Origin of the sequence: Phreatobacter cathodiphilus, assembly GCF_003008515.1 — a bacterium.
GTDB lineage: Bacteria > Pseudomonadota > Alphaproteobacteria > Rhizobiales > Phreatobacteraceae > Phreatobacter > Phreatobacter cathodiphilus.
Genome location: NZ_CP027668.1, coordinates 1,130,569 through 1,155,231, shown reverse-complemented (window position 1 = coordinate 1,155,231; position 24,663 = coordinate 1,130,569). Strand labels below are relative to the sequence as shown.

The 24,663-nt window shown below is 67.9% G+C and carries 25 protein-coding genes; 11 read left to right on the top strand and 14 right to left on the bottom strand.

Features of this window, described 5'->3' with window-relative positions:
- Nucleotides 1-19: 19 nt before the first annotated feature.
- Both lipB and C6569_RS05560 read left to right on the top strand, forming a co-directional pair.
- Nucleotides 20-736, top strand: a complete 717-nt coding sequence (gene lipB, locus C6569_RS05565) for a lipoyl(octanoyl) transferase LipB (protein ID WP_106747912.1) — start codon at nucleotides 20-22, stop codon at nucleotides 734-736.
- A gap of 17 nt (nucleotides 737-753) precedes the next feature.
- Nucleotides 754-1,326 carry a DinB family protein gene (locus C6569_RS05560; protein ID WP_106747911.1) on the top strand — a complete coding sequence of 191 codons (573 nt, stop codon included), beginning with the start codon at nucleotides 754-756 and terminating at the stop codon, nucleotides 1,324-1,326.
- A 28-nt stretch (nucleotides 1,327-1,354) separates the two neighbouring features.
- Here the strand turns inward: C6569_RS05560 and C6569_RS05555 are convergent, their stop codons facing one another.
- A complete protein-coding gene (locus C6569_RS05555; RefSeq protein WP_106747910.1) occupies nucleotides 1,355-3,079 on the bottom strand; it encodes an IlvD/Edd family dehydratase in 1,725 nt (574 codons plus the stop codon).
- Between the two features lie 225 nt (nucleotides 3,080-3,304).
- On the opposite strand from C6569_RS05555, the gene C6569_RS05550 reads away from it, so the two are divergent.
- Nucleotides 3,305-4,231: an AEC family transporter gene (locus C6569_RS05550; RefSeq protein WP_106747909.1), complete on the top strand. Its 927-nt coding sequence runs from the start codon at nucleotides 3,305-3,307 to the stop codon at nucleotides 4,229-4,231.
- Between the two features lie 50 nt (nucleotides 4,232-4,281).
- Here the strand turns inward: C6569_RS05550 and C6569_RS05545 are convergent, their stop codons facing one another.
- From C6569_RS05545 to C6569_RS21680, 5 genes are all read right to left on the bottom strand, one after another.
- Nucleotides 4,282-4,614, bottom strand: coding sequence for a hypothetical protein (locus tag C6569_RS05545; protein WP_106747907.1), 333 nt, complete (start codon nucleotides 4,612-4,614; stop codon nucleotides 4,282-4,284).
- Nucleotides 4,615-4,764: 150 nt separating this feature from the next.
- A complete protein-coding gene (gene acpS, locus C6569_RS05540; protein WP_106747905.1) occupies nucleotides 4,765-5,181 on the bottom strand; it encodes a holo-ACP synthase in 417 nt (138 codons plus the stop codon).
- A complete protein-coding gene (locus C6569_RS05535) occupies nucleotides 5,178-5,636 on the bottom strand; it encodes a hypothetical protein (RefSeq protein ID WP_106747903.1) in 459 nt (152 codons plus the stop codon). The genes acpS and C6569_RS05535 overlap by 4 nt, the downstream gene beginning before the upstream one ends.
- Nucleotides 5,633-6,226: an orotate phosphoribosyltransferase gene (pyrE, locus tag C6569_RS05530; protein ID WP_106747902.1), complete on the bottom strand. Its 594-nt coding sequence runs from the start codon at nucleotides 6,224-6,226 to the stop codon at nucleotides 5,633-5,635. Before pyrE ends, C6569_RS05535 begins: the two co-directional genes overlap by 4 nt.
- Nucleotides 6,227-6,378: 152 nt before the next feature.
- Nucleotides 6,379-7,563: a PIN domain-containing protein gene (locus tag C6569_RS21680; protein WP_245898317.1), complete on the bottom strand. Its 1,185-nt coding sequence runs from the start codon at nucleotides 7,561-7,563 to the stop codon at nucleotides 6,379-6,381.
- 405 nt (nucleotides 7,564-7,968) lie between these two features.
- On the opposite strand from C6569_RS21680, the gene C6569_RS21900 reads away from it, so the two are divergent.
- Nucleotides 7,969-8,376: a hypothetical protein gene (locus tag C6569_RS21900; protein WP_181313924.1), complete on the top strand. Its 408-nt coding sequence runs from the start codon at nucleotides 7,969-7,971 to the stop codon at nucleotides 8,374-8,376.
- Here C6569_RS21900 and C6569_RS05520 read toward each other — a convergent pair.
- The 4 genes from C6569_RS05520 to rpoZ all read right to left on the bottom strand — a co-directional run bounded on the left by C6569_RS05520 (nucleotide 8,274) and on the right by rpoZ (nucleotide 13,797).
- Nucleotides 8,274-9,527: a ricin-type beta-trefoil lectin domain protein gene (locus tag C6569_RS05520; RefSeq protein ID WP_181313923.1), complete on the bottom strand. Its 1,254-nt coding sequence runs from the start codon at nucleotides 9,525-9,527 to the stop codon at nucleotides 8,274-8,276. The genes C6569_RS21900 and C6569_RS05520 overlap by 103 nt on opposite strands.
- A gap of 62 nt (nucleotides 9,528-9,589) precedes the next feature.
- Nucleotides 9,590-10,546 carry an RICIN domain-containing protein gene (locus C6569_RS21895; RefSeq protein WP_181313922.1) on the bottom strand — a complete coding sequence of 319 codons (957 nt, stop codon included), beginning with the start codon at nucleotides 10,544-10,546 and terminating at the stop codon, nucleotides 9,590-9,592.
- A gap of 533 nt (nucleotides 10,547-11,079) precedes the next feature.
- Complete coding sequence (locus C6569_RS05515; RefSeq protein WP_106747899.1) at nucleotides 11,080-13,245, bottom strand: RelA/SpoT family protein; 2,166 nt, start codon at nucleotides 13,243-13,245, stop codon at nucleotides 11,080-11,082.
- A gap of 162 nt (nucleotides 13,246-13,407) precedes the next feature.
- A complete protein-coding gene (gene rpoZ, locus C6569_RS05510) occupies nucleotides 13,408-13,797 on the bottom strand; it encodes a DNA-directed RNA polymerase subunit omega (protein WP_106747897.1) in 390 nt (129 codons plus the stop codon).
- A gap of 341 nt (nucleotides 13,798-14,138) precedes the next feature.
- Between rpoZ and C6569_RS05505 the strand changes: the two genes are divergently transcribed.
- The 4 genes from C6569_RS05505 (at nucleotide 14,139) to C6569_RS05490 (ending at nucleotide 16,634) form a co-directional block, all read left to right on the top strand.
- Nucleotides 14,139-14,786 carry a LabA-like NYN domain-containing protein gene (locus C6569_RS05505; protein ID WP_106747895.1) on the top strand — a complete coding sequence of 216 codons (648 nt, stop codon included), beginning with the start codon at nucleotides 14,139-14,141 and terminating at the stop codon, nucleotides 14,784-14,786.
- A gap of 6 nt (nucleotides 14,787-14,792) precedes the next feature.
- Nucleotides 14,793-15,434, top strand: coding sequence for a uracil-DNA glycosylase (locus C6569_RS05500; protein WP_106747894.1), 642 nt, complete (start codon nucleotides 14,793-14,795; stop codon nucleotides 15,432-15,434).
- A gap of 72 nt (nucleotides 15,435-15,506) precedes the next feature.
- Nucleotides 15,507-15,806: a hypothetical protein gene (locus C6569_RS05495; protein ID WP_106747892.1), complete on the top strand. Its 300-nt coding sequence runs from the start codon at nucleotides 15,507-15,509 to the stop codon at nucleotides 15,804-15,806.
- Between the two features lie 108 nt (nucleotides 15,807-15,914).
- Entirely contained in the window at nucleotides 15,915-16,634 is a 720-nt protein-coding gene (locus C6569_RS05490) for a superoxide dismutase (protein ID WP_281260391.1), read from the top strand.
- 119 nt (nucleotides 16,635-16,753) lie between these two features.
- On the opposite strand, the gene C6569_RS05485 is transcribed toward C6569_RS05490, so the two are convergent.
- A complete protein-coding gene (locus tag C6569_RS05485; protein ID WP_106747891.1) occupies nucleotides 16,754-17,146 on the bottom strand; it encodes a VOC family protein in 393 nt (130 codons plus the stop codon).
- 86 nt (nucleotides 17,147-17,232) lie between these two features.
- Between C6569_RS05485 and C6569_RS21675 the strand changes: the two genes are divergently transcribed.
- Nucleotides 17,233-17,934, top strand: a complete 702-nt coding sequence (locus C6569_RS21675) for an SLATT domain-containing protein (protein WP_146144740.1) — start codon at nucleotides 17,233-17,235, stop codon at nucleotides 17,932-17,934.
- Here C6569_RS21675 and smpB read toward each other — a convergent pair whose 3' ends face one another.
- Nucleotides 17,935-18,408: an SsrA-binding protein SmpB gene (smpB, locus tag C6569_RS05480; protein ID WP_106747889.1), complete on the bottom strand. Its 474-nt coding sequence runs from the start codon at nucleotides 18,406-18,408 to the stop codon at nucleotides 17,935-17,937.
- A 23-nt stretch (nucleotides 18,409-18,431) separates the two neighbouring features.
- Nucleotides 18,432-19,316 (bottom strand): 4-hydroxy-tetrahydrodipicolinate synthase, encoded by an 885-nt coding sequence (gene dapA, locus C6569_RS05475; protein WP_181313921.1) that lies wholly within the window; start codon nucleotides 19,314-19,316, stop codon nucleotides 18,432-18,434.
- A 159-nt stretch (nucleotides 19,317-19,475) separates the two neighbouring features.
- On the opposite strand from dapA, the gene map reads away from it, so the two are divergent.
- Together map and C6569_RS05465 are read left to right on the top strand one after the other, a co-directional pair.
- Nucleotides 19,476-20,228, top strand: coding sequence for a type I methionyl aminopeptidase (map, locus tag C6569_RS05470; protein ID WP_106747888.1), 753 nt, complete (start codon nucleotides 19,476-19,478; stop codon nucleotides 20,226-20,228).
- A gap of 257 nt (nucleotides 20,229-20,485) precedes the next feature.
- Complete coding sequence (locus C6569_RS05465) at nucleotides 20,486-22,618, top strand: lytic transglycosylase domain-containing protein (protein ID WP_146144739.1); 2,133 nt, start codon at nucleotides 20,486-20,488, stop codon at nucleotides 22,616-22,618.
- Between the two features lie 373 nt (nucleotides 22,619-22,991).
- On the opposite strand, the gene C6569_RS05460 is transcribed toward C6569_RS05465, so the two are convergent.
- On the bottom strand, nucleotides 22,992-24,539 hold the full coding sequence (locus tag C6569_RS05460; protein ID WP_146144738.1) for an EAL domain-containing protein: 1,548 nt from the start codon (nucleotides 24,537-24,539) through the stop codon (nucleotides 22,992-22,994).
- Between the last annotated feature and the right edge of the window lie 124 nt (nucleotides 24,540-24,663).

Genomic DNA, 24,663 nt, shown 5'->3' with positions numbered 1-24,663 from the left:
GACCAAACATGGTGAACGAGTGGTAAACGATCGTTCCAATCTGGTGCTGGGCCTCGCCGCGCCGGCCGACGCGCCGCCGGTCGAATGGGTGATCAGCGAGGGCCTCGTGCCCTATCCCGAGGCGCTGGCGGCCATGGAGGGCCATGTCGCGGCGATTTCGGCAGGAACCGCGCGGGAACGCGTCTGGCTGCTCGAACACCCCCCTCTCTACACCTCCGGCACCTCCGCGACCGCCGAGGGTGTGGTCGACGCGCGATTCCCCGTCTTCGAGGCCGGCCGCGGCGGGCAGATGACCTATCACGGGCCGGGCCAGCGGGTGGCCTATGTGATGCTCGACCTCAACCGCCGCAAGCGCGACCTCCGCGTCTTCGTGGCGGGGCTGGAGGACTGGATCATCGGCACGCTGGACGCCTTCAACATCCGCGGCGAGCGGCGCGAGGACCGCGTCGGCGTCTGGGTGAAACGGCCGGACAAGGGCGAGGGCTTCGAGGACAAGATCGCGGCCATCGGCATCCGCGTGAAGCGCTGGGTGACGCTGCACGGTATTTCGCTGAACGTCGAGCCGGACCTCTCCCATTTCGGCGGCATCGTGCCCTGCGGCATCGCCGACCCGCGCTACGGGGTCACGAGCCTGGTCGATCTCGGCCTGCCGGTGACCATGGCCGAGGTTGATGCCATCCTGCGGTCGACGTTCGAGCAACGTTTCGGCCCGACGGCGGCGATGGGGGCCGCCTGACCCAGGAGACGCCTGCCATGCCCGCCTCGAACGTCCAGACCTTCCGCGCCTTCGCCTACAACAACGCCTGGGCAAACCATCGCCTGCTGACGGCCTGCGCGGCGCTGACGCCGGAGGCGTTCGCCGCGGCCCGGACGGGCTTCTTCCCCAGCCTCCAGGCGACGCTGAACCACATCCTCGTCATCGACTGGTTCTACGCCGATGCGCTGGAGGGCGGCGACCTCGGGCCGAAGGCCTGGGAGAACGAGATCCCCTGCCCCGCCCTCGCGGACCTGAAGCGCGAACAGGCGGCGGTGGACCGCCGTCTCATCGCCATGTGCGACGCCCTGACCGACACGGCGCTCGACGGCGAAGTCAGGGTGAACCGGATCACCCGAGTCCAGGTGGAGCGGCGCGACCGGCTCCTGATGCACCTCTTCCAGCACCAGATCCACCATCGCGGCCAGGCCCACGCCATGCTGGCGGGAACGGCGGTGAAGCCGCCGCAGCTCGACGAGTTCTTCTCCATCGGCGAGGCGCCGCTGAGGGCCGCAGAGTTCGCGGAACTCGGCTGGACCGAGGAGATGGTGTGGGGGATGGACGGGGGTTGAGGCCGCGGGACGCCCGGCGGCCGCCCCCTCACTTCTCCAGGAAGTCGAAGTCGCAGCCCTTGTCGGCCTGGGTCACGTGGTCGAGGTAGAGCTTGCGGTAGCCGCGCTGGCGCTGGCGCATGTGCTTCGGCTTCTTCCATCCCTTGCGGCGCTCCGCGAGCTCGGCCTCGTCGACCAACAGGTCCACCCGCCGGTTCGGCACGTCGAGGCTGATGCGGTCGCCGGAGCGAACCAGGGCCAGCGGCGAACCCTCCGCCGCCTCGGGCGTCACGTGCAGCACGATGGTGCCGTAGGCGGTGCCGGACATGCGCGCGTCGGAGATGCGGATCATGTCGGTGACGCCCTGCTGCGCCAGCTTCTTGGGGATCGGCAGCAGGCCCGCCTCCGGCATGCCCGGATGGCCCTTCGGCCCGGCATTGCGCATGACGAGGATGTCGTCGGCGGTGACGTCGAGATCGGGGTCGTCGATGCGGTTGGTCATGTCCTCGACATCCTCGAAGACCACGGCCCGGCCGGTATGGACCATCAGCTTCGGGGTCGCCGCCGCGGCCTTGATCACCGCGCCGCCCGGCGCCAGCGAGCCGCGCAGCACCGCATGGGCGCCGGTCTTCTTCAGCGGCTGGCCGAGCGAGCGGATGATGGTCTGGCCCGGCACCTGCTCGGCCCGGTCCACCCAGTCGCCGAGCCGCTCTCCGGTGACGGTCGGGGCGTCGAGGTCGAGATGGTCTCTCAGCTCCTGGAGGAGGCGCGGCACGCCGCCCGACCAGTGGAAATGCTCCATGTAGTTGGAGCCGGCGGGCTTGAGGTCGAGGAGGACGGGCACCTCGCGGCCGAGCCTGTCGAGCTCTTCGAGGTCCCACGTCAGGCCGAGCCGTCCGGCGAGCGCCGCCAGATGGACGACCGCGTTGGTGGAGCCGCCGATGGCCTGCAGCACCACCATGGCGTTCCTGAGCGAGGCCTGGGTGATGACGTCCTTCGGCTTGCGGCCGGCCGCCGCCATCTTCACCGCCTCGCGCCCCGAGGCTTCCGCCGCGCGGATGCGGTCGGCATGGGTCGCGGGGATGGTGCCGGTATGGGGCAGGGCCATGCCCAGCGCCTCGGTGAGGCAGCCCATGGTCGAGGCCGTGCCCATGACCATGCAGGTGCCGACGGTGGGCGCGAGGCGCCCCGAGACGGCCTCGATCTCCTCTTCGTCGATCTTGCCGGCGCGGTGCATGGCCCAGAGCCGGCGGCAATCGGTGCAGGCGCCCAGCACCTCGCCCTTGTAATGGCCCACCAGCATGGGGCCGGTGATGAGCTGAATGGCCGGCACGTCGGCCGAGGCCGCGCCCATCAGCTGGGCCGGCACGGTCTTGTCGCAGCCGCCGATCAGAACCACCGCGTCCATCGGCTGGGCGCGGATCATCTCCTCCGTGTCGATGGCCATGAGGTTCCGGAGGAACATGGAGGTCGGGTTGGAGAAGCTCTCGTGGATCGACACGGTGGGGAAGGCGAAGGGCAGTCCGCCCGACAGCATGACGCCGCGCTTCACCGCCTCGACGAGCTGGCGGACATTGCCGTGGCAGGGATTGTAGTCTGAGAAGGTGTCGGTGATGCCGATGATCGGCCGGTCGAGGGCGTCGTCCGAATAGCCCGCCGCCTTGATGAAGGCCTTGCGCAGGAACAGGGAGAAACCGGGATCGCCATAGGCGGTGAGCCCCTTGCGCATGCCGCGCGGGGCCTTGCTGGTGGTGCCGGTGGGGCGTTTCGCCATGGTTGTTGTCCTCCCTTTGGAATCGCACCAAAGCACGGCGGCGTGATTTCCGGGAGGCACCGGCGCGAACGTCAGGGCCGCGCCGGACGCTCGTCCGCGCGCCTCGCGCAGCGACGTCGATGGCGCCAGGACCCTGCCCTGCGCCACCCCCTCATGCGCCCCGCGGCTTGCGCGCCGGCCCGCCACGTGATCGAAGACCCCTCCCCGCCTCTCGCGACCCGTCCCATGTTCCCCATCATCGCCAGCCTGACGCCAGTCTTCCTCATCATCGTGCTCGGCGCCTGGCTGAGAGCGCTGCCGCTGATCGACGAGGCGGGCTGGCGGGGGCTCGAGCGCGCCACCTACTACGTCTTCTTCCCGGCCATGATCATCATGACCATGGCCAAGGCGGACCTGCGCTCGGTGCCGGTTCTGGCCATGGGCCTGTCGCTGATCGCCGGCATCCTCGCCATGGCGGCGATCCTGCTGGCGCTGCGGCCGCTTCTCGCCCGCACGCTCGGCACCGACGGGCCGGCCTTCACCTCGGTCTTCCAGGGCGCGACGCGGTGGAACTCCTTCGTCGCCATCGCCACCGCCGGCGCGCTCTACGGCCAGATCGGCCTGACGCTGACCGCCATCTCGGTGGCGGCGATGATCCCGCTGCTCAACGTGCTCGCCGTGGTGGTCCTCCAGCGCTACGCCCAGGACAAGCCGGTGGTGATCGGCCCGACCGTCAAGGCGCTGGCCGCCAATCCCTTCATCTGGTCCTCGGTGCTCGGCATCGTCATCAACGTCGTCGGCATTCCGCTGCCGGTCATCGCGATGCGCTTCGGCGACATCCTCGGGGCCGCCGCGCTCGGCACCGGGCTCCTGCTGGTGGGCGCCGGGCTCGACGTCGGTGCGGCCCTGAAGCCGCGCGCCATCACCTGGGTCACGACGGCGCTGAAGCTGCTGCTCATGCCGGCCATGGCGGGCGGCATCGCCATGGCGCTGGGCGTCGACGGCGTGGCGCTGAAGGTCGCCATCCTCTCGGCCGCCATGCCGAGCGCGTCCGGCGCCTACATCCTGGCGCGACAGATGGGCGGCGACGCCCCGCTCATGGCGGAAATCCTCACCGTGCAGACGCTGATGGCCGTCCTCACCATCCCGCTGGTGCTCTCCCTCGTCGGCTGAAACGCAAACGGCCCCCGCGAGGGGGCCGCTGCATGAGACCGGCGCTCCGCTCAGTCGTAGTAGCGGAACGTGTGGGGGTAGCGGTCGTCCACCGCCGGGCCGCGGCGGTAGCGGACCCGCGGCGCCTCGTAATAATAGGCCGGCTCGTCGTAGTAGCGGTGGCGCGGGCCGTAATAGTCGTCATAGGCCTGGCGGCGCTGGTCGGCGGCGATGGCCGCGGCGCCGAGACCGATGATGCCGAGCGCGATGCCGGCGCCGATGGCGGCGCCACGGTCACCGCGGTAGTGGCGGCGATACTGGGCCTCGGCGGGAGCCGCGAGGGTGGCGACACCGGCGGCGACGACAACGGCGGCGACGGTGGCCTTGAAGGAACGGGAAAGCATGAGAATGCCCCTTTCTGTCCGTCCGGGATCTCGTGGCGCGACGCGCCTCGCTGCGGACCCCTTAAGAACGTGGGAGCTGTGTAGCGGTTCCCCGTTGAACCGGTTCTGAACGCAAAATGGCGGCATCGTGGCACCGCCGTGAACGGGCGTTCATCCCGCCGCGGCGGGCGTCTCCGCCAAGGCCTCGAGGATGACGAAAGCCTGCGCCATCGGGAAATCGTCGGTGATGGTCAGGTGGATGACGAGGCGATGGCCGGCGGGGGTGAGCGCCTTCGCCCGCTCAAGCGCGCCGCCGGTGAGGATCATGGTGGGCGCGCCGGAGGGCATGTTGGCGACGCCCATGTCCTTCCAGAAGACCCCGCGGCGGATGCCGGTGCCGAGCGCCTTGGCGCAGGCCTCCTTCGCCGCGAAGCGCTTGGCATAGGTGGCGGCGCGGTGCGCCCTCCCCTCCGCCCGCGCCCGCTCCACATCGGTGAAGAGGCGGTGGGTGAAGCGCTCGCCGTGGCGCTCCAGCGACTTCTCGATGCGGCGGATGTCGCAGAGGTCGGAGCCGATGCCGATGATCACGCCGGCCGCCTCCGCGCCAGGAGGGTCAGCCACAGCCCGCCGCCGAGCACGGCGAGGCCGAGGAGGATGAGCGGCAGGCGCTCGCGCGGCGGATCGTTGAGCACGACCAGGTCCTCGCAGCGGGTGCCCGGCACCACCTGCAGCGTCTCGTGCAGGGGCTTGCCGCCCGGCGCGTGGCGATACTGCACCAGCGGCACGCGGCATTCCTGCGGCATGGGGCCGATGCGCCGCTCGAAGACGAAGGTCGGCACGCCCACCGTGTCGCGGCTGGACGTGGCGGTTTCCGAGCCGACCCAGCGGGCGGTGACCGCCTCGCCGCGGCTCGCCTGCCACCAGGTGAGGACCGGCAGGGCGTTGGGCACGAGGATGACGAGCCCGGTCAGCACCACGAAGAGGCCGACCAGCAGGCGCGAGCGCCCCGGCGAGAGCTCGTCCGACGGCCCCGGCACGCTCAAGGCTTGGCTCCCTGGATGCCGCGCGAGCCGGGCTTCACCGCCGGCAGGGCCTCGAGCTCCGGCGGCAGGGCGTCGGCGGCATAGTCGGGCACGTACCAGGAGAGGAGCGAGACCAGCGGCACGCCGACATCGACCTTGCCCCCCGAGCGGTCCACCAGCACCGCCGCGCCCACCGTCTCGCCGGGATGGCCGGCAATCGCCGCGAGGCATTCGCGGGTGGAGAGGCCCGTGGTGACGATGTCCTCGACCACCAGCACGCGGGCTCCTGAAGGGATCTCGAAGCCGCGGCGGAGCGTGAACTCGCCGTTCTCGCGCTCGACGAAGATGGCCTTGGCGCCGAGCTGGCGGGCCGTCTCGTAGCCCGGCACGATGCCGCCGACGGCCGGCGAGACGACATAGTCGATGCGGCCGAACTGCGCGCGCACCTTCTCGGCGAGGGCCGCGCAGAGCCGCGCCGTTCGCTCCGGGTCCATGAACACGAACATCTTCTGCAGGAAAACCGGGGACCGACGGCCCGAGGACAGGATGAAATGGCCTTCGAGCAGGGCGCCCGCGGCGCGGAATTCGGCGAGCACGTCGTCAGGGGTCATGGGTGGTGCATCCGTCTGGGGTCGACGGGAGAGACGACGAATGGGGTGGGTGAGTCAATGCGGGGGGTGGCAGACACCACCTCGCCCCAGCAATCGGAACATTTTTCTTCCGCGCGCAGCTAATCAGGAACGACTAAAGGGCTCTCCTAGCTTCATTCATAGTCTGGCTCTTCAAACTCAAAAATGTCCACCTCTCCTAGACTAACGCTAATCCGATCCAAATCATATTCAATAGATTCGATCTCGAATTCGTATTTATTTTCCGCTACGCTCCTTGCCTTAATGACGATCGTAGCAAGAATGTCTTTACTTTTCTCTAACTCCACTGATCGACCCGCCAGCGGCACAGACTCACGATCTACCGAATCCCAAATCGAAAAAGCCAAATCTAATGTCGTCTTAATTTTCGCCGTCAGCGGCACCGTTACAGTTAAAACTGTACCGACATCCCCCTTTCCGATCTCGATAATATCAATATCAACTTCAGAAGGCCAGACCAGATCCACCAATTCAGGAGACCACGCTTCGATATCCACTTCCCCAGAACTTGGGAAGGCGTATGCATCCACATCGCGTGTTTCTACATATTCTGTCAGTTCAGCACGCAGAACATCTCTTCCCTCTCCAGTTCTGCCCAGCCAATCAAGCACTGACCTACGCAGAGCAATTGGGGCGCTTTGAATGATTGCGAGCGCTTTCTCCAATCTGTCGACTATATACAAATGCTTGGACTCTTCACAGAAATCACGCCAATCTCTGTCTTCGGAAACGATCAGATACCGAGTGTCTAGCTTTACCGCAGCCTGCTCCAGTCCAAATAGCGCTAGAGCATCTGGAAACTCGGTCTTCTTACCGCGCTTAAAGGGGGGCTTGCCATCAAAATAGGCTGAAAAAATCGCGGACGTCGCCACGATTCTAGTATCGTCAATCAAATACGCATTTGTGTTCTTTATGAAATCCCGAAGCCGCTTATCTGCGATATCTGCAGGATTCCTTCCTCCAGTGACCTGAGACAGCATTTCATCTCGACTAGGAGACATTGTACCAAACACAAATATAGCATGGCCCAACGCTTCTTTCACATTCCGCAGCGCCTCACTAGCCGCTTTCTCGATATGCCGCTGCACTTCGTTTTTTACAGTACTCGAGATGACAACAGAGAACGGTATTGATGGTAGCCGCTCAAGAGCACGAAAACTTGGACTACTAAAATTTAGCTTATGGCTGTCAAATACATTTGTATCCAGTGATACAGCTGATATTTTCCCCTGCGACACAAGCTGTTTGATTTTTTCCTCGTCCTCCACAGGCACAGCAATCCCTGCTCCCTGATACACGCTCAACGCGATACAATGATCATTTAGTCAACAGCGAAGCGAAGCGGATGGCAAGGTAGCGGCACGGAAAAATCCCCCGCTTGCACTCGTCTGTGCGCTTTAGCCGTGTTCTGCGGGGTCTGAGCCCGGTTATGATGACGTTCAGGCAGGAGGTGTCATACCTTGAGACCAATAACGACATCCCTGTCATACGCCGCGAAGCGCAGCAGGCGCAGGTGATTGGCTTCATCCATTTACGGCACTGCCGCGAACGGGCCCGGCGCGTTTCATGACTTCACCGCGATACGGGCGGGGTAGCGGGCGCGCCGCGCCTCTTGAACGTCCCAGCGCCCGTCCCCACGTATCCCCCCTCCCGCCGCTAAAACCATAGGCTCTCCCCACCCCCACAACCCGTCAGGCGTCGTTTTGTCCTTCAGCCACTGGACGCCCGACAGCCTGCGCCGCGCCATCCACGCTGCCGGCGTCGCCCTGTGGTCGTGGAACGTGGCAGAGGACGGCTTGGCCATGGACGAGCAGGGCTTCGCCCTATGGGCGGTGGAGGCGACCGGCGCGCTGACGTTCGAGGACCTGTCGGCGCGCATCCATCCGGCCGACCGCGACGGGGTCCGCGCCGCCTTCGCGGCGACGCGCGGCGTCGAGGGCGACTGCGAGACCGATTTCCGCATCATGGTCTTGAAGGGGCCCCGCCGCCGCGGCGGGGCCCCTCCCCGTCACATCTGCACGTCGAAGCGCTGGTTGGCGACGTTGGGCCGGCAGGGCGTGCCGACGATCTTGGTGCCGGGCCGGGCCGGGCCGGCCAGGGACCAGCAGTAATTGTCGCCGTTGCGGATCTGGCCGGTGCCCTCGTTGAAGCGCCAGCGGTCCTGCGTGTCGCGGCACGGGATCATCATGACCTCCTCCGGCGGCTCCGGCATGCGGTTGACGCTGGCGCAGGTGCCGTGGCGCTCCGACAGGCGGATCGCGTCGCCGGTGGTGACGAAGTTGAACATGGTGGCGGCGTCGCAGCGGGCCAGCACGAGATCGGCGGACCCGGGGCCGTTGCCGCCGACATGGCGCACGCAGAGCCCGGTATTGGAGCGCAGGGCGAAGATGGTCGGCGCATTGACCACCGCCGGCTGGCGCGGCGGCTGGGCCTGGGTCTGGCGCGGCGCCGGCGCATCGAACTGCGGCCGCGAGGGGGCCTGCCCCCCGGCCGAGGCGGGCGTCGCGCGGCCGAGGCGCTGGCGGCACTCCTCCACCTTGGTAATGGCGGCGGCGATGCCCGCGAGGCTGAAGTCGTAATCGGCGCGGCCGACCCCCATGACGGCCTGCTGGCCGTTCCGCAGCGCGTCCACCTGGCCCATGTTCAGCCAGGCGATGGTCCAGTCGAAGACGGCCGTGCCGCTGACGTCGGCGCCGGCGCGGCCGGCGGGCTCACTGCCGTCTATCTCCAGGCGCCCCTGCCAGTCCGGGTTCGACTTGACCGGCACGGCCAGCTGCCACTGCATGCCGTCGCCGGGCATGGCGCGGTCGACGCCGATGCGCACGGTGCTGTCGCCGATCCGGGTCTCGGCCACGCAGTACATGAACAGGCGGCCGCTGAAGGCGGCGTTCACCTGCCACTGGCGGGCGCGGCCGTAGGGCTGTTCCATCTGGCCGTCGCCGACGATGGCATAGCCGCCGTAGTCCTGCGGCGCCACGAGCAGGGCGCCGCAGCGGGCCGCGAGCCGGCGGACGTGCACAGACGCGCTCTCCACGCGATCCTGCGGGGTGCGGGCGCACCACTGGCGGTGCATGTCGCGGTCGCCGTGAACGCCGCGGCCGGGGTCGAGACAGGCGGGATTGGAGCGGATCGCATCCTCGGCGGCGGTGGCGACCGTGTCGGCATATTGCCGGCAAAACGTGGCGTCGCCGGGCGCGCCCTGGGCGAAGGCGGCACCGGAGACCAGGAGGGCTGCGAGGGTCAGGAGGGGCGTTCTTGCCATGGCGGGGGTTCCGGAATGTCGGGCCGGCGCGCCGGCGGAGGGTGGAAGAGGGCGGAGCGGCCTCACGGCCGCGCCAGGGGCGCCGCGATCGGCGCGTTGAGAACCCAGCGCTGGCCTGGCGCGCTGGCCGAACAGGGCTGCATCTTGAGCTTTGCGAAGTCCCTCAGGCCCCCCTCTGCGCCGACGCAGACATTGCCCTGCGGGCTGCGGATCTGCATCGAGGCGCGGTCGTAGACGAGGTCGACCGTGATGCGGTCGCAGGGGGCGACCATCAGGTCGTTGATCTGGGCGAAGGTGCCCACCGCGAAGCTGAGGCAGAGGTTCGGCTGGTCGCCCAGCCGGATGCGCCGGGCGGCGGCATCGATCCTGAGCCGGGCGGGCGGCTTCCGGCATTCGGTGACGAGGCCGATGTTCAGCATGCCCGCGGCGGCGCCGAGACACAGGCCGCCTTCAGACTGCGAGAAGAGCGACACGACGCCGCCGCTCTGTCCCTGGGGCTGGACCGGACGCGGCGGTTGCGGCGAGGGCGCCGCCGCGGAACGGTTGGCGGCGAGGCAACGGCCGAGTTCCGCGATGGCCTGGCCGACGTCACCCGACAGCCCCACCGATCCGGAGACGATGCCGCCTCCGGGCCCCGAGACGCGCCACTGGAACCCCCTCGCCCGCGTCAGCGCGGGATAGAGGCCGGCATCGATGAAGAAGAGAAGGCGTCCGCCGCTCTGGCGGTCGGCATCCACCGGCTCCGCCTGGCCGCCGACGACAACCGACGCTCGCCCTTCGGTGTAGCGCCCCACCGGCAGATTGGCCGGTGCCGGCACCGACAGATAGGTGCGGCCCGTGCTCACCCGCGAGATGACCGTCGAGCCCTGGACGGCGCGGCAATTGACGGCATTGCGCGCCTCGGCGCCTTGCGAGAACGTCCAGCCGGGGACATTGCCACCCCAAGGCTCCACCTGGGCGCGCGCAGGAGAACTGGCGGCGAGCCCCGCCAGCACGACGACGAGATGACCGTAACGCATCGAAAGTCCCCCTGGGTGATGTTTCACCCGACTGCCCCGCCGTCGAGGCTACCGCAGATCAGAAGACCGGACTAGCGTCATCCCGCAACGGAATGACGACACCGGAGTCTCGACCCGACGCGAACGTCCAACAACATTGCCGCGGACCGTTGTCTTGCCGCAGGTCCGACAGGATCAATGCGCACGCCATCCAACGCCGATGCTTCGGCGCCACGCCATTCTACAGATGACATCTATAACACTTCGGAGTGGCGACTGTGTTCGTCGTAACCGCCTTGCGGCAGGTCGTGTGTCGACTGTCGACGTTCCCGCCTGAATGGCAGGTGAATACCTCTGCTGCCGCAGCCATCTCTTGGGGAACAGCCGGTCGCCGGCCGCAGCGTGACCGGCAACCAGCCGGGTCCGCCCGCCCCTTCCCCGCGGAGGCACATCGGATGCAGCACGATCCCCCGCGACGTAGGCTCGAAGCCGCCGGTCATGGCGCGGCGCATGGCAGTTCGCGGAAGGCGGGTGGCGCCGTGACGGGCCGAGCCCTACTCGAACACCCGCTGCGCCTCGGCCGTCATGGGCAGGGTCCGGATCCCCGCGATGATGGCGTTCAGGTGCTTGAGGTCCCAGACCTCGAGGTCGATGGCGACGTTGGTGTAGTCCGCCGTGGTGCGCTGCATCCTGAGGTTGTCGATGTTGCCGTCATTGTCGGCGATCACCTGCGTCACCGCGGCCAGCGAGCCCGGTGCGTTGCGCGACTTCACGGCGATGCGGGCGGGGTAGCGGGCGCGGCGGGCCTCGTCCACGTCCCAGCGCACGTCGAGCCAGCGCTCCGGCTCGTTGTCGTAGGCCGCGAGGGCCGGCGACTGGATGGGGAAGATGGTGATCCCCTCGCCGGGCGTCATGATGCCGACGATGCGGTCGCCCGGCACGGCACCGCCCTCCTTGGAGAAGCGCACGGGCAGGTCGAGATTGATGCCGCGGATGGGGATGGCCCCCTCCGATTCCGGCACCTGGAATTTCAGCGAGGTCTCGCCGGTGACGCCGAACCAGCCCTCGCCGGGCTTGGGGCCGAGGGGCATCTCGCCCTTGAAGTCCGGATGGACGGCCTTCAGCACGTCGTCCGCGGGGATCTCGTTGCGGCCCACCGCCCAGAACACGTCCTCGACACCGGCGCGGGCGAGGCGCTTCAGGCCGGCGCGGATGATGTCGTCGGAAAAAGGCTTGCCGGCGCGGGTGAAGAGGGTCTGGACGATGCGGCGGCCGAGTTCGAGATATTGCGCGCGGGTCGCCATGCGGGTGGCGCGGCGGATGGCGGAGCGGGCGCGGCCGGTGACGACGATGCTCTCCCAGGCGGGGGACGGCGTCGCCTTGGGATCGGTGATGATCTCCACCTCGTCGCCGTTCTGCAGCTCGGTGACGAGCGGCCGCTCGACGCCGTTGATGCGGGCTCTGGCGCAGTGGTTGCCGATGTCGGTGTGCACCGCATAGGCGAAGTCGATGCAGTTGGCCTTGCGCGGCAGGGCGATGAGCCGGCCCTTCGGCGTGAAGCAATAGACCTGGTCGGAGAAGAGCTCGAGCTTGGTGTGTTCGAGGAATTCCTCGGGGTTGTCGCCGTGGGCGAGCATCTCCACCGTGCGGCGCAGCCAGGCATAGGCGCTGCTCTCGGTATGCTCGGCGCCGTCCTTGTAAAGGGCGTGGGCGGCGATGCCGTATTCGGCGATCTCGTGCATCTGGCGGGTGCGGATCTGCATCTCGACGCGCTGGCTCTGCGGGCCGATGACGGTGGTGTGGATGGAGCGGTAGTCGTTGCCCTTCGGCGTGGAGATATAGTCCTTGAAGCGCAGCGGCACGGCCGGCCAGGTGGTGTGGATGATGCCGACGGCGGCGTAGCAGTCGGCGATGTCGTCGACGAGGATGCGGAAGGCGACGATGTCGGAGAGCTGCTCGAAGGAGACCGACTTGCGCTCCATCTTGCGGTAGATCGAATAAGGCTTCTTCAGCCGTCCGGTGACCTCGGCGCTGATGCCCTCCCCCGCCAGCTTGCGGGCGAGCTGGGTCTCGATCTCCTCGATGACGGCGGCGGCGGCCTCGCGCTGGCGGCCGAGGCGCTGCTCGAGGGCCTCGTAGGCCTCGGCATTGATCTGGCGGAAGGCCAGGTCCTCCAGCTCCTCGCGCATGTCGTGCATGCCCATGCGGCCGGCGAGCGGGGCGTAGATGTCCAGCGTCTCCTGGGCGACGCGGTCGCGCTTGGCCTGGGGCACGTAGTGGAGCGTGCGCATGTTGTGCAGGCGGTCGGCGAGCTTCACCAGCAGCACGCGCACGTCGGAGGTGATGGCGAGGAGGAGCTTCCTCAAATTCTCCGCCTGCACGGCCTGTTTGGAGACGAGGTCGAGCTTCTTCAGCTTGGTCAGGCCGTCGACGAGCTCGGCGATGGCGGCGCCGAACTTCTCGCGGATGTCGTCCTTGGTGGCGGCGGTGTCCTCGATCGTGTCGTGCAGCAGGGCCGAGACGATGGTGGCGTCGTCCACCTTGAGGTCGGTGAGGATGGCCGCCACTTCCAGCGGATGGGAGAAATAGGGGTCGCCGGAGGCGCGCTTCTGCGTGCCGTGGGCGAGCATGGCATAGACATAGGCGCGGTCGAGCAGGGCCTCGTCGGCCCTGGGGTTGTAGCGCTTGACGCGCTCCACCAGCTCGTACTGACGCATCATGGGAAAAGGATCACCGGCGCGAATTCGTTCGAGAGCCCATCAGGATAGCATCGCGGCGGGGCGATGCGGCAAGGGCCGAGGCGGTCTAGGCCTGGTCGAGGCCGCCATGCAAAAGGGCGGCCCGCCGGGGCCGCCCTCGTGAGGCAGACGACTCGGGACGGCTCAGAGGCCGTCGTCGTCGTCGGTGTCCTCCGGCGGCTTCAGGCCTTCCAGGCCGCGCAGCAGGTCTTCCTCGCTCATGCGGTCCATGGCGACGTCGGCGTCGTCGGCGGTGGCGCCGGGGGCGGCGATCATCGGCACCATGTCCGGCTCGGGCTCGTCCACCTCGACATACTTCTGCAGCGAGTGGATCAGGTCCTCGCGCAGGTCGTCGGGCGAGACGGTAGCGTCGGCGATCTCGCGCAGGGCGACGACGGGGTTCTTGTCGCGGTCGCGGTCGATGGTGATCGGCGAGCCGGCGGCGAGCATGCGCGCGCGGTGGCTGGCGACGAGCACGAGCTCGAAGCGGTTATCGACCTTGTCGATGCAATCCTCGACGGTGACGCGGGCCATCGCTTGTCCTCGGAAAAAAACGGGATGGGGCCATGGGGACAGGCATCTGTCCGGCAAGCTGGCGTGTATAGCCATTGCCGCGCCGCGATACAAGGCGTCGCGGCCGATTTGGCCGGAACGCCGGAGACGCGGCACGGAACCTGCGCAACCCTGGGGAACGATACCAATTATCAGATTGTTTCGGCAGAATGAGCTTGCTATAGAACAGCCTGTATAGGTTAGGAACGTTCTAAGCTGGCCTCTGGCCCAGCGTTTTGAAAGACCCGCCTTGTCACGCTTCGACCCATTCCCGCCCAAGTCAGCCTTTTCTTCACTGGATTGACCCCCGAGGACGTTACGTCATGTCGACTGGAAACGAACGCATTGCCCTCTTCATCGACGGGGCTAACCTTTACGCCACTGCAAAAACACTTGGGTTCGATATCGACTACAAGCGGCTGCTCGGCGAGTTCCGGAGCCGCGGCTACCTGTTGCGGGCGTACTATTACACCGCTCTGGTGGAGGACCAGGAATATTCCTCCATCCGCCCGCTGATCGACTGGCTCGACTACAACGGCTTCACCGTGGTCACCAAGGCCGCCAAGGAGTTCACCGATTCCATGGGCCGCCGGAAGGTGAAGGGCAATATGGACATCGAGCTGGCGGTGGACGCCATGGAGCTCGCGCCGCGCGTCGACCACATCGTGCTGTTCTCCGGCGACGGCGACTTCCGCTCGCTGGTGGAGGCGCTGCAGCGCCGCGGCGTCAAGGTCTCGGTGGTCTCCACCGTCTCGGTCCAGCCGGCGATGATCGCCGACGAGTTGCGCCGGCAGGCCGACGAGTTCATCGACCTCGCCCATCTCGCCCAGCGCGTCGGACGCGACCCCTCCGAGCGGCCGCTCCGGGCGCCGGGCGCCGACGTGCCGGGTTTCGTGCGTGACCGCCCGCGGCCGCCGCGGCCCATCGCCCCCACCTCCCCGGTCGCCGGCGACGATTTCGCCGACCGCTGACCTTCCATGGCCTGTCCGGACCAGCCGGGGCGCGACTGCCCCCTCTGCCCGCGCCTCGTCGCCTTCCGCGAGCGGCAGCGGGCGGCCCATGCCGACTGGCACAATGCGCCGGTGCCCTCCTTCGGCGGCGCCGATGCGCGCCTGCTCATCGTCGGCCTGGCGCCCGGCCTGCAGGGCGCCAACCGCACGGGGCGGCCCTTCACCGGCGACTGGGCCGGCGACCTCCTCTACGAGACGCTGATCGGCTTCGGCTTCGCCGCCGGCACCTATGACGAGCGGCCCGACGACGGGCTCGTTCTCCTCGACACCCGCATCACCAATGCGGTGCGTTGCGTGCCGCCCGAGAACAAGCCGACGACGGAGGAGATCGCCACCTGCCGCGGCTTCCTGGCCGCCACCATCGCCGCCATGCCGAAGCTCCGGGCGGTGGTGACGCTCGGCAAGATCGGCCACGACAGCGCCGTCCGGGCCCTCGGGCTCAAGCCCTCGCGGGTGCCGTTCAGCCACGGCGGCGTCCATGCGCTCGGCGCCGTCACGCTGTTCTCCAGCTATCACTGCTCGCGCTACAACACGAATACCGGCGTACTCACGCCGCAGATGTTCCGCGCCGTCTTCGCCGCCGTCCGCCGCCACCTCGACGGGGCGTGAACCCGGGGCGGGCCGGCTGCGACACAGGAGCGCGGTGATCGCCGCGCTCCCGCCCACCCGGAGACCCCGCCCATGTCGCCTTCCCTGCGCCGCATCCTCCGCATGGCGAGCCTCGCGGCCGGCGGCCTCGGCACGCTGTTCTGGCTCGGCGGCCTCGTCGCGGCCTTCGCCGTTCCGGCGGCACGCGCCGACGGATTCCACATGCTGGGGGCCATTCTCGTGACCCTCTACTGGGTGATTCTGGTGCTGCCCGCGCTCGTCCTCGCTCTCCTCGACCGCTGGCCGATCGTCTCCGCCCTGTTCGGCGCGATCGCCATGGCGGTGGCGACCGACGTCGTCGTGCCCTGGCTACCCTGGAGCCTGCTCTCCTGACGCCGTTCACGGCTTCGTGATCCCTCCTCCGCGTCCGGGCTGCTCTTCTCCGGTGTTGCCTCAAAGACCGCCCCTCGAAGCGGGTCTGAGACACGGGAGACGAAACCGATGAACCGACGCCACGCCCTCAAGCTGTTCGGCACCGCCGCCGCCATCGGCGCCACGATGTCCATCCCGGCGAGCCACAGGGTCTTCGCCCAGGCCGCCAGCGGGCCCTTCACCCTGCCCCCGATCGGCTATGCCTACGACGCGCTGGAGCCGCACATCGACAAGATGACGATGGAGATCCACCACACGCGTCACCACGCGGCCTTCCTCGCCACCATCAACAATGCCGCCAAGACCTATGACGAGCTGAAGCCCGCCAATACCGAGAAGGTCCTGCGCAACCTCTCCGCCGTGCCGGAAAACCTGCGCCCCGGCGTCCGCAATACGCTCGGAGGCTACTGGAACCACGTGCACTTCTGGGACATCATGACCCCCGGCGGCGCCAAGCAGCCCTCCGGGCCGCTGCTCCAGGCGATCAACGCGACCTTCGGCGACGTCGACAAGATGCGCCAGCAGTTCAACCAGGCCTCCGTCGGCCGCTTCGGCTCGGGCTGGGGCTGGCTGGTGGTCGGCCGCGACGGCAAGCTCGCCGTCGTCTCCACGCCCAACCAGGACAATCCGCTGATGGACGGCGTCAAGGGCGTGGTCATGGGCATCGACGTGTGGGAGCACGCCTATTACCTCAAGTACCAGAACCGCCGCCCCGACTACGTGACCACCTGGTGGAACGTGGTGAACTGGGACAAGGCCGCCGCCAACTTCCAGAAGGCGATGGGCTGACGGCCGGCGCCGGAGCGAGCCGGCGGGTCAGCCCCCGGCCGCCGCCTCGCTCCCTCCCGCCGCTGCAGCGGAACCCCGGTCGCGTCCCGCGGCCGGGGTTCCGTCATTCCGGACCGGGATCAGGCCGAGACCTGGCCGTGATAGCTCAGGAATTCCAGCAGCGAGCCGTCGGGGTCGCGGAAATAGACCGAGGTCGCTGGCCCGCCGACCCCATTGGTCGCCACCGGCCCGAGCTCGACCGGCACGCCGAGCCGCGTCAGGTGCTCGGCCGCCCCGCTGATCGGCCCGTCCCAGACGAAGCAGATGTCGGAATTGCCGGGCATGACCGGAACCCGCGCCACGGCGTTCACGGTGACGCCGGGGCCGTGGCAGTTCAGGCGGATGTCGCCGATCCTGTAGGCGAAGCCGGCGCCGCGCGGCACCACCTCCGCCCCCAGAACGTCGCGGTAGAAGGCGTTGGAGCGCTCCCAGTCGCTGACGTGGATGACCACGTGGTCGAGCTTGTAGGTCATGATTTCAACTTTTCCTTGCGACGACGGGCGTCATATTCTTTAAATAGTGCACCTTACCTTACGGTTCACGAATTTAAGAGGACATCTTGTCATCCGAAACCCCTCCAGTCGGCCCGCTAGTAGCTGCTTCAGATCTCCAGCAACGACTGACCGACACAGCAGAGCGCTATTGCCGATATGGCCGCATGACGGCAGGCGCTCAATTTGAGGCGGGCCGCAGGCACAAGAGTGCCTCTCGTACCTCAAATCTCTCGATTGTCATTCTATCAACTTGGGTCTTCTCGGCATCTGTCGTACTGCTAGTGTTTGATGCCACTCTCAATCCAACAGCAAAATCGGCTCTTGTGTCGATGAGCATGATATTTTCGTTCTTCGTAGTGGCATTCAGCCTACTCGAAGCAAGCAAACGACATGAAGTTCGGAGCGAATTGTTTCTTCAGTCCGCACGCGCAATTGGCGAAATATGCAAATCACTTGAAATCAATATCTTACTTAACAAAGTCACCGCGGAAAATATCGACAAATTTAATGTAGACTATCATCGCGCCCTCACCCGAATCCATGACAATCACGCGGAAATGGACTTCCAAATCCATCGAATGCGGACATCAAAGTCAACAGTGGACACAACGACATGGCGAGGATATTTTACATATTTACGCCGCTTTTATTGGAGATTGATATTCCAGCTATACATTTGGCAAACTGTCTTGATGGCATTCATAGCACCGGTAGCGGCCTTCTGCGTTCTGTACGTTCTGTATACATCGCAGTACCTCACAAAGTAGCTACCCCCGGTCCCGCATGATCCGTGCCTGGTCGCGCTGCCAGTCGCGCTTCTTCTCGGTCTCGCGCTTGTCGTGCAGCTTCTTGCCGCGGGCGAGCGCGAGCTGGAGCTTCGCCCGGCCCTGCTCGTTGAAATAGAGCTTGAGCGGCACGACGGTGAGGCCGTCGCGCTGCACCGCCCCGGTCAGCTTGGCGATCTCGCGCTTGTGCAGGAGCAGGCGGCGCGGCCGCTTCGGCTCGTGGTTGAAGCGGTTGGCCTGCAGATATTCGGGAATGTTGCAGTTGAAGAGGAAGAACTCCTCGCCCGAAGGCCCGGCATAGCTCTCGCCGATGGTCGCCTTGGCGGCGCGCAGCGACTTCACCTCGGTGCCGGTCAGCTGGAGCCCGGCCTCGAAGGTGTCGAGGATCTCATAGTCGAAGCGCCCGCGCCGGTTCTCGGCGATGACCTTGATCTTGGGGTCCGGCTTGGCCGCCATGGCGCGTGCTCTCTCAGCCCCCGTCAGTTCATCAGGCCGGCATGGACGAGCGCCTTCTTCAGCGTCTCGCGGGTCGCCTCGGAGGCCGCCACCATGGGCAGGCGCACCTCGTCCGCCATGCGGCCGAGCATCGCCAGCGCCGCCTTGGACGGGGCCGGGTTCGGCTCGACGAAGAGCGCCTGGTGCAGCGGGAACAGCTTGTCCTGGATCTCCAGTGCCTTGGCGTAGTCGCCGGCGAGGCAGGCGTTCTGGAACTCGGCGCAGAGCCGCGGCGCCACGTTCGCCGTCACCGAGATGCAGCCGTGGCCGCCATGGGCCATGTGGGCGAGCGCCGTGCCGTCCTCGCCGGAGAGCTGGATGAAGTCCTTGCCGCAGGCCTGGCGCTGGGCCGAGACGCGGTCGAGCTTCATCGTGGCATCCTTGACGCCGACGATGTTCGGGATCTCGGCGAGGCGCGCCATGGTCTCGACGCTCATCTCCACCACCGAGCGCGGCGGGATGTTGTAGATGAAGATCGGCAGAGACGTGGCTTCCGCAATCGCCTTGAAGTGCCGGTAGAGCCCCTCCTGGCTCGGCTTGTTGTAATAGGGCGTGACGTGCAGCAAGCCCTGCGCGCCCGCCTTCTCGGCGTGGCGCGAGAAGTCGATGGCCTCCGCGGTGTTGTTGGAGCCGGCGCCCGCCATGACCGGCACGCGGCCGCGGGCCTCCTCGATCGCCCATTCCACCACGCGCTTGTGCTCGTCGTGGGTCAGCGTCGGGCTCTCGCCGGTGGTGCCCACCGGCACGATGCCGTGGGAGCCCTCGGTGATGACCCAGTCGACATGGGCGCGGAACGCCTTCTCGTCCACCTTGCCGTCCTTGAACGGGGTGACGAGGGCAGGCAGCGATCCCTTGAACAGGCTGGACATGGAACGGTCTCCGGAAGCGGGAGATGGGTGGCGGCGATCCGCCGCGAAAGGCCGGCCACAAAGCCTTGAGACGGCGGCAACGTCAAGGGCGGAGGGCGAATGCCAGTGGCGGCCGGCCCACCCTTGGTGCTACCCGGGGGGCGACGAGGACGGGTGACCATGACCATTTCGAGCGAAACCGAGCTTGCCGCGCTGAAGGAGATCGGCCGCATCGTGGCCGAGACCCTGGCCGCCATGGGCAAGGCGCTGGAGCCCGGCATGACCACGGCCGAACTGGACGGGATCGGCCGCGCGGCTCTCGAGGCGGCGGGCGCCCGCCCCGCGCCCGAAATGCTCTACGACTTCCCCGGCGCCACCTGCATCAGCGTCAACGAGGAGATCGCCCACGGCATTCCCGGCGACCGCGCCATCCGGGCGGGCGACCTCGTCAACATCGACGTTTCCGCCGAGAAGAACGGCTATTTCTCCGACACCGGCGCCTCCTTCGCCGTGCCGCCGGTGACGCGGCAGGTCGAGCGCCTATGCCGGGACGGCCGCAAGGCGCTGTGGGCCGGGCTCGGGGCGGTGGGGGCCGGAAAACCCTTCGCCGGGATCGGCCAGGCCGTCGGCGATTTCGCCCGGCGGCGCGGCTACACGCTGGTGCGCAATCTCGCCAGCCACGGCGTCGGCGCCTCGCTGCACGAGGAGCCGACCGAACTCGCCACCTGGCCGGACGCCTCGGAGCGCCGCGTCATGGGCAACGGCATGGTCTTCACCGTGGAACCCTTCCTCTCCTTCGGCGCCGAAATGGCCGAGGACGGCGACGATCCCTGGACGCTCTACGCCCTGCCCCGCGCCCTCACCGTGCAATACGAGCACACGGTGGTCGCCACCCCGAGCGGGCCGATGGTGCTGACGCTGGCGGGGCGGTAGGGGGCGGGAACACGGCGCGGCAGACGCATTTCTGGGAATATCATCCTAGATACCACACAGCGTTACGCTGCCGCAAGCCCCGCCGCTGGCTGCGGCGCGGCGCCGCATTCTTAACGGCTGCTTTACCACGCCGGGCGGTTCACCCCCTCCCCGGAAAGGAAGCGTCAAGGAAAACGGCCTGATAACCACCTCTTCGAGGCCACATTCCCGTTCGAATGAGGCCGTTCCGCGTTGCGTATCAGGACGGACCCTCGCCCATGCCCGTTTGCCTGGCCCCGACCGCCCCCCGCATCCGTCTGTCCCTCTGGGCCGGCGTCGCCCTGACCACCCTGATCCTCGCCGGCTGCGCCCGCGGCGAGGTGTCGGGCGGCGATGGGGCCGGCCAGGCCGCGGGCGGCGAGATGATGACGGCCCAGCTCACGAGCTATGCGGCGGCCGATCCCGAGACCACGGCATCGATCTCGCGGGAGCAGCAGGTCTGGCGCCCCGCCGGGGGAGCGGCGAGCGAGGCGGACGTCGCGGCCCTCGGCCGGGTGGCGGCCGCGGCGCGGCGCGGCTCTGCCGAGCAGGCGACCGCCGCCCGCGACCAGATCCGCGACCCCGTCGCCAAGGTGCTGGCGGAATGGATGATCCTGCGCGCCATCGACACCGTCGGCTTCGAGCGGCAGGCGGCCTTCCTGCGCGCCAATCCGGCCTTTCCGGCGAGCCAGCGCATCCGGCTCCGAGCGGAGGGCTCGCTTCTCGACAACAATGCCGGCCCGGACGCGGTGCGCGCCTTCTTCCAGGGCAATCCGCCGCGCTCGGCCAAGGGGCGCATCGCCTATGCCATCGCGCTGAAGCGCGCAGGCGACGGCGCCCGCGCCCTCAGGCTCGCGAAGGAGGTCTGGCACGAATCGGATCTCTCCTCGGACTCCGAGGAGCGGCTGCTCGCCGTCTTCGGCTCCTCGCTGACCGCGGCCGACCACAAGATGCGGCTCGACCGCATGCTGCACGAGAACGAGCCGGCGACGGCACTGCGGGCGGCGCAGCGGCTCGGCGGCGGCCAGACGGCGCTGGCGCGAGCCTTCCTCGCGGTCGGCGGCCAGAAGCCGAACGGCGGCGCCCTGCTCGCCCAGGTGCCGGCCTCGCTGCACCGCGACCCCGCCTATCTCTTCGCGCGGGCCCAGTGGCTGCGGCGCGAGGACCGGGCGGCGGAGGCGGCGGCGATCCTCGTCTCGGCGCCGCGCGATCCGGCCGTGCTCGGCAAGGCGGAGGACTGGTGGGTCGAGCGCCGCGCCATGGTGCGCAAGCTGCTCGATGCGGGACAGGCGCGCACCGCCTATCAGGTGGCCGCCACCCATGCGGTGCGTTCGGGAGGCCACCGGGTCGACGCCGAGGCCCACGCCGGCTGGCTGGCGCTGCGCCATCTCAACGACCCCGCCACCGCCATCCGCCATTTCGAGGCGGCGCGGCAGGCGGCGACGACGCCGATGTCGCAGTCGCGGGCGTCCTACTGGCTCGGCCGGGCCCACGAGGCGGCGGGGCACCAGGGCCCCGCGCGCGCGCATTACGAGGCCGCCGCACGTCATGCGACGCATTACTACGGGCAGCTCGCGCGCGCGAAGCTCGGCCTCGCCGACCTGCCGATCCGCCGGCCGCAGAGCACCACGCCCGCGAGCGCCGCCTACGCGCACGCGCTGAGCCTGCTCTACCGCCTCGACGAACGCGACATGGCGCGCGCGATCCTCGCGGACCTCGGCATGCGCGCGAGCGATCACGGCACGCTCAACGCGGCCGCGGAGGTGGCGGCGCGCGCGCGTGACGCGCGCGGGGTCGTCACCCTCGGAAAACTCGCCAACAACCGCGGCCTGCCCTTCGACCTGCACGCCTTCCCGACCCACGGCATCCCGAACTATGCCCATGTCGGGCCGGAGGTCGACCGCGCGGTGGTCTATGCCATCGCCCGGCAGGAATCGACCTTCGACCACCGGGCGGTCAGCCACGCGGGCGCGCGCGGGCTCCTGCAGCTCATGCCCGCCACCGCGCGCGCGACCGCGCGCAGCCACGGCCTGCCCTTCGACCAGGGCCGGCTGACCAGCGACCCCGCCTACAATGCGCGCCTCGGCGCGGCGCATCTCGGCGAGCTGGTGGCCGAATTCAACGGCAGCTACATCCTCACCTTCGTCGCGTACAATGCCGGGCGATCGCGCGCCCGCGAGTGGATCCAGAAATACGGCGACCCGCGCGATCCCCGTGTCGATCCTGTGGATTGGGTCGAACGCATCCCCTTCACCGAGACCCGCAACTACGTGCAGCGCGTCATGGAGAACGTGCAGGTCTACCGCGCCCGCCTCGGCGGCGGCTCGGCCCTGCGCATCGAGGCGGACCTGAGGCGCGGCCGCCCGAACTGAGGGCTGAAGCTCCGATTCCGATTCAGGGGCTTTTGCGGAGTCCCGCCAAGGGCTTGCGGCAGGCTGTGGAAGCTCTGATTCCGATTCAGCGGGCGCGACCTGTCGCAGGCTGCCGCGAAGTCCATCGAGACGGGGTCTCCCGCCGCGGCATGGCGGACGCTTCCCCCAGCCACGGACGAGCGTCGAACAGGGTCTGAAGTCGATGCCGTCGAGATCGCTCCCTTCGGCCTACGGCTCGCGGCCGTCCTGATCCGCCCGCGGCCTCGGCACCGTCCCCATCGACCGGGCGTTCGCGGCATCGCCCTCGCCCGCTGAGGTTCGGAGACGGCGTTCGGGCGCCGCCGGTCTGGTGCCGGTCAGGCCCCGGGGTGCGTCAGCCGCGCAGGGACTTGCGCAAGGGCTCGCGCTGCACGGTCGCCGGCTCCATGGCCTGGACGAGCTGGCAATAGGAGGAACCCGGCAGCGGCGGGGCAAAGACATAGCCCTGGGCCGAACGGACGCCGCGTCGGCGCAGAGCCTCCACCTGTTCGAAGGTTTCGACGCCCTCGGCGATCACCTCCATGTTGAGGTGAGCGGCGAGGTCGATGAGGCTGTCGACGATGGCGGTGGACTGGCGCTCCGCCCCCAGCGCGTCGATGAAGAGCTTGTCGATCTTCATCACGTCGACCCTGAGCTTCAGCAGATAGCTCATGCCGCCGTGGCCGGTGCCGACATCGTCGAGGGCCACCCTGACGCCCATCTCCTGGAACCGGGCGATGATGGCCCGGGCAGCGTCCATGTCGGGCAAGGGATCGCGCTCGGTCACCTCGAGCAGAACCTGCGAGAGCTTGACGTCGGAATGGGAGAAGATGGAGACCACATCACCGACGATCCGTTCGTCGCGAAAATGGGCTGCACAGAGGTTGAACCCGCATTTGAGGTCGGGACGACCGGCATAGGTCGGCCCCAGTTCCTCGGCGGCCTGGCGCATCAAGGCGAGGGTGAGCGGGAAGATGAAGCCGGAGCGCTCCGCTTCGCCGATGAAGGCACCGGGTGGGATCAGCCTGCCATCGGGCTTCCGCCAGCGGACGAGAACCTCGCAGCCGAGGATTCTGCCGGTGTCGAGATCGATGAGGGGCTGGTAGTGGGGAATGAACTCCCCGTTGCGCAGGGCCCGGTACATGTCGGCCACCGGACCGCGCTCGCGCCAGCCGAACAGGACGAGACCGGCGAGGCCGATGCCGAAGCCGAGCCCGCCGCCCACCGCCGCCCCCACGACCCAGCCCTTCTGCTGGCGCCAGGATCCGGAGGACGCCGCGACCTCGACCCGGACGGGATAGACACTCGACTGCACCGTGGCTTTCACGTCTGGCGTCCCGGCCACGCCACCGGGCCCGTGCACCGACACGAGCCGGCCTCCCGGGACCAGTTCGATGTCGACGCCGAGGCCGAGGTCAGAGGTCTGGACCTCGGTATAGGGCACGAACAGACCGACGGCGATGATGCCTCCCGTCATGACACCGGAGGGCGATGCGAGAGTCAGGCGCAAGGCGCGGCCGTGAGGGCCGCGGGTCAGCGCGATGGCCAGCGACAGGTTGGGATCACGGGTGGCGAAGGGCGTGGAGGCTGCCGTGATCTGCACCAGGCTGCCGATATTGTTGCAGCGGATGCGGCCGTCGGGACCGATGACCGCGATCTCCTTGAGGACGGGCGATTCGAAGACCAGCACCCGCAGCGTTTCACGCTCTCCCGCGTCGCAGTTCTCGATGCGAAGGCCCTGCGCCTCCTTGAGCGACAGGGTCGCCCGGTCCACGGCGTTGTCCATCCGGCCGAGGATCATCTCCGCGGTGGTGGTCACAAGGGTTTTCAGGCTGCGGTAGAGCCAGGCCTCGGCCAGGAAATAGCCGGCCAGAGGCAGGCCGGCGACCAGAAGCGCAGACACCAACCAGACCAGGCCTCTGTGCCTCGAGACCGTATTCACGGCCACCCCTTCGCCTGCCACGCAATCGGCGATCAACAGCCGGGATCACGTAAAATTTTCAGCAGTTTAGGGGCTGTCGCTTAAT